The sequence below is a fragment of the Ruminococcus sp. genome (assembly GCF_024691275.1).
Lineage (GTDB): Bacteria > Bacillota > Clostridia > Oscillospirales > Ruminococcaceae > Ruminococcus.
This window is the reverse complement of record NZ_JAILNU010000057.1, coordinates 1-3,372: the sequence shown is the minus strand read 5'-3', so window position 1 is coordinate 3,372 and position 3,372 is coordinate 1. Positions and strand designations below refer to the sequence as shown.

Below are 3,372 nucleotides of genomic sequence, written 5' to 3'. Positions count from 1 at the left end.
ACCAAGCCACAGTGCGTTCAGCACTTTACACGGAAAGAAAAACGCCAATAAGCTGATACCAAAGAACGGGATAAACTCCTCATACACAGCCAAAGCAAATCCTTCAGTCGAGAAATCTTTGTATGCCGCAGTTATCTTAGGGAAACAATCAAAAAGTTGCTTGTTATGTCTAAAAAAATAACCAAACCCGATTATTTCCTCCATATCGTGAAAAATAAAGAGTATGGGTAGTAATAGAATATAGTCCTTCATAAAATTCTCCTATTTCGATATAGCAGCCTTTATAGCCCCCAAGCAATGTATCCTCACAACACGGTTGTCATCGCTTTCAGATATATGTTGCAGCGTTTCAAGGTATGGCTGAACAAACTTCGATCTCCGTTTGCCGAGAACACGGAATAACTCAGGAGCTTCCATTCTTACTTTATCGTCTGTATCGTGCAGAAGTCCCTCATATACGGGCATATAGCTCTCATAGATGTCAGGCGTATTCGTGGCGATATTCTCAGAAGCCCAAATAAAGCTCAGTCTGACCTTTGCATCTTCATCGTTGGCGAAGCGGAACAGGCTCGACCAATACTGTTCGATCAAATGATAGTCGGCTCGTCCAATCCTGCCGAGGGCATTGACCGCACGTTCACGCAGGAGTGATACCTTGCTGTCCAAGAATGAAGCAATAACAGGAACATCAGCTTTTACCGACTGCGGATAAGCAAGCCCCATTTCACCGATCAGCCAAAGAGCCTTTGCCTGTATTTTTACAGACTCATGGGAAAGCAATGAAGCAACATAGTGTATGCTTTCTTCCCATCGTTCCTTGTCCTTTGTTAGTATTCCAAGTTCCTTATAGAGTTCTGTTTCGTTCAATAAAATACCACCTCCTGACTTCGTATAGTAGCGAACATTGTTTACACTACCAATTATACCACAATCAGCTCTGCTTTTCAATCCAGTATACGAAAAAACGGGAGCAACCCTGAGCGAGTCGCACCCGTTTACAATACTGTCAAATCAAAGCTCAATTTTATCTGAGAAATCGCCGTTTATAACGTAGTAAACTGCCTTATCCTCCGGCTTGATGTAAAACTCGATAGTCTTGACCTTAGCCTTGAATTTGTTCTTATAATCGGCTTCAACAGCCTTTTTGATCTCAGCGAAATCGTATTCATCGCCGCCGAACTGGACCTTGACTGTCTCAACGGGAGCAGTCGCTCTTGTGGTCTTAGCTGCGGTCTTTGTAGTGGTCTTAGCCGAAGTTTTCTTCTCAGCAGCCTTTGCAGGAGTCTTGGTAGCTGTTTTCTTAGCAGGAGCTTTCTTTGCGGCAGGCTTCTTTGCAGTTTTTTCAGCTGGAGCTTCTGCGACAGTTTCCTTGATAACTTCGGTCACAACCTCTGCCTTGACTTCCGTTACAGCGGGTGAAACTTCTATTTTCTTCTTTCTGGGCATTACAGATACCTCCGTTTTTATAAGATATTTATATTATACAGCTTTAATATGTGTCTGTCAACCAATTAAACGATTACCGAGTAAGAGATGTCCGACGATAAATATCGACTAAGACAAAACTGTGTCGGCTTACTAATATTATTTTAATCAGAATTCGTTCTAAATCTGATTGGAGTATATCTTCTAAGGTTACTCTGTTCTGATTAATATGGTTCTGTGATGTCTTTAGATTGCAGTTTCGCCATAGCCGCTTCAACGCTTGCTATTAGCATTGGTCGTCGCATTTCGCCAACCATGATATCAAAAGGATCACCGCTGCCTTCACCATGCATTAAGCAATCTGCATCAGTGTTCTTAAGCCATGTCAGAGCTTTTTTTAGACCAGCAAAGGAAGAAGTATCAAAACCTTTCTGTTGAAGAAAGGTAATATTTATGTCGTATTGGGTGTGCTGCATATTCCGAGATTCCTTTCTTTTTATTATAGTTGAATATACAATCATCGCTGAAATATGTTCGTTGGAGTCTTATTGAAGCGTACTTGCTGAGTTATCAAACTATTCTATATTATACAGCTTTAGCAAACATCTGTCAACTTATTGTTTTTCGGCGATTGGAACTGATTATGAGCCTTTTTGTGGCATTTTTTGAATGAGTACAAGCTTATCTCCAATACCATTCAGAGCTTAATTAGTTGATCATTATTCAGTGTTATGAGTTCGACATCGTCACCAATATACAATCTACAGAGCTGAATATCTTTTTCATCTCTGTAATCGAAGTGACAAAGAACGTATTTATCCGTAAAACCAAGAGCATGAAAGTTGCCATCAGTAATAAAACCGTCGTTCTTGTCGTAATTCTTTACATACTCTATATCGTCACAGGCAAGATAAGCTCCTGCGGAGAATCCAAGGTATATGGCACCATTTGCCACTTGATCCTTGATGAATGTATCTAAGTGAAGCTCTCTGACTTTGCTGAGCAGTCTAAGCGTATGTCCACCAAGCACTACTATATAGCTGAATTCTATATCCAGCAGTTCGGTGGGTTTGAACTCGTCATAGATATAGATGTTTTCCTTTTTGAATCCAAGCATTGCAGCACAGTTACGTTCTCTCTCTGCTGTTTCCTTGCCAAGTAAACTGGCTATGGGGATTATGAGCATATTTCCTGTTTTGTCTGCTATGATCTCTCCGATTTTTAAGCGAACCTGTGTTGTGCTAAATCCACTGGAGCTAAGAATAAGCATATTTTTTCCTCCTGACTCGTTATCATAATATTTGGGATTGTAACATTCGTTTATTAAGTTGCTTTTTATTTAAGAATATTAATCAGATTAGTCCAATTATCCAGATGAAGATATTCTACGTCAGCATCTAAAGCATCATTTTTCTCATGTATCTTGCTTGGTACGCTTCTGTCATCATAGAAAACAGGGGATAATCCAGCACTATGCGCACCTAAAACATCAACAGCAATGTCATTTCCGCAATACCATATATCATTTGGAGCGAGTCCTGACTTGTGAATAGCCATATCAAAAATGTGCTTATCAGGCTTTCTGAATATGTATTCACTGGATGTGAGTATAAAATCAAAGCTATGTTCAGGAAAAGTCTCACTGAGACGACGTGTCAGAGCTGCACCAGACCAACACAGGTTGCTTATAACTCCTGTACGTATCCCTGTTTCTTGCAGGTAACTTAGCATCTCAACTGCTCCTGGAGTCGGCAAACCTCTTGATATTCCATTCCAGATTATCCATTCTGCTTCTTCGATAGATACTGATAGCTTCATATCAAAATGCTCTAATACATTCCGCAGAAAGGTGTGCTCATGGATCTCTATCAATTCTCCGCGCAATACTCTTATTTCGTCAAATAAAGTGAGAAGGTACTCACTGAATCCTTCCAAGCTTATATTATG

6 protein-coding genes are annotated in these 3,372 nt (G+C 40.2%); all 6 read right to left on the bottom strand.

Annotated features, from left to right (window positions below; all coding sequences use genetic code 11):
• The coding region (locus tag K6G33_RS06665) for an HXXEE domain-containing protein (protein ID WP_296777579.1) at positions 1 to 252 on the bottom strand (252 nt) is incomplete at its 3' end.
• A gap of 9 nt (positions 253 to 261) precedes the next feature.
• Positions 262 to 867, bottom strand: a complete 606-nt coding sequence (locus K6G33_RS06660) for a sister chromatid cohesion protein PDS5 (protein WP_296777577.1) — start codon at positions 865 to 867, stop codon at positions 262 to 264.
• A 144-nt stretch (positions 868 to 1,011) separates the two neighbouring features.
• Positions 1,012 to 1,446 carry a DUF6465 family protein gene (locus K6G33_RS06655; RefSeq protein ID WP_296777574.1) on the bottom strand — a complete coding sequence of 145 codons (435 nt, stop codon included), beginning with the start codon at positions 1,444 to 1,446 and terminating at the stop codon, positions 1,012 to 1,014.
• Between the two features lie 203 nt (positions 1,447 to 1,649).
• On the bottom strand, positions 1,650 to 1,901 hold the full coding sequence (locus tag K6G33_RS06650) for a hypothetical protein (protein WP_296777573.1): 252 nt from the start codon (positions 1,899 to 1,901) through the stop codon (positions 1,650 to 1,652).
• Positions 1,902 to 2,122: 221 nt separating this feature from the next.
• Positions 2,123 to 2,695 carry a Type 1 glutamine amidotransferase-like domain-containing protein gene (locus K6G33_RS06645; RefSeq protein WP_296777570.1) on the bottom strand — a complete coding sequence of 191 codons (573 nt, stop codon included), beginning with the start codon at positions 2,693 to 2,695 and terminating at the stop codon, positions 2,123 to 2,125.
• A 65-nt stretch (positions 2,696 to 2,760) separates the two neighbouring features.
• The coding region (locus tag K6G33_RS06640; protein WP_296777568.1) for an HAD family hydrolase at positions 2,761 to 3,372 on the bottom strand (612 nt) is incomplete at its 5' end.

What these genes read in the sequence shown, in the direction of transcription:
- K6G33_RS06655 (WP_296777574.1), bottom strand. Translation starts at nt 1,446, where the DNA reads ATGCCCAGAAAGAAGAAAATAGAAGTTTCACCCGCTGTAACGGAAGTC.
- K6G33_RS06650 (WP_296777573.1), bottom strand. Translation starts at nt 1,901, where the DNA reads ATGCAGCACACCCAATACGACATAAATATTACCTTTCTTCAACAGAAA.
- K6G33_RS06645 (WP_296777570.1), bottom strand. Translation starts at nt 2,695, where the DNA reads ATGCTTATTCTTAGCTCCAGTGGATTTAGCACAACACAGGTTCGCTTA.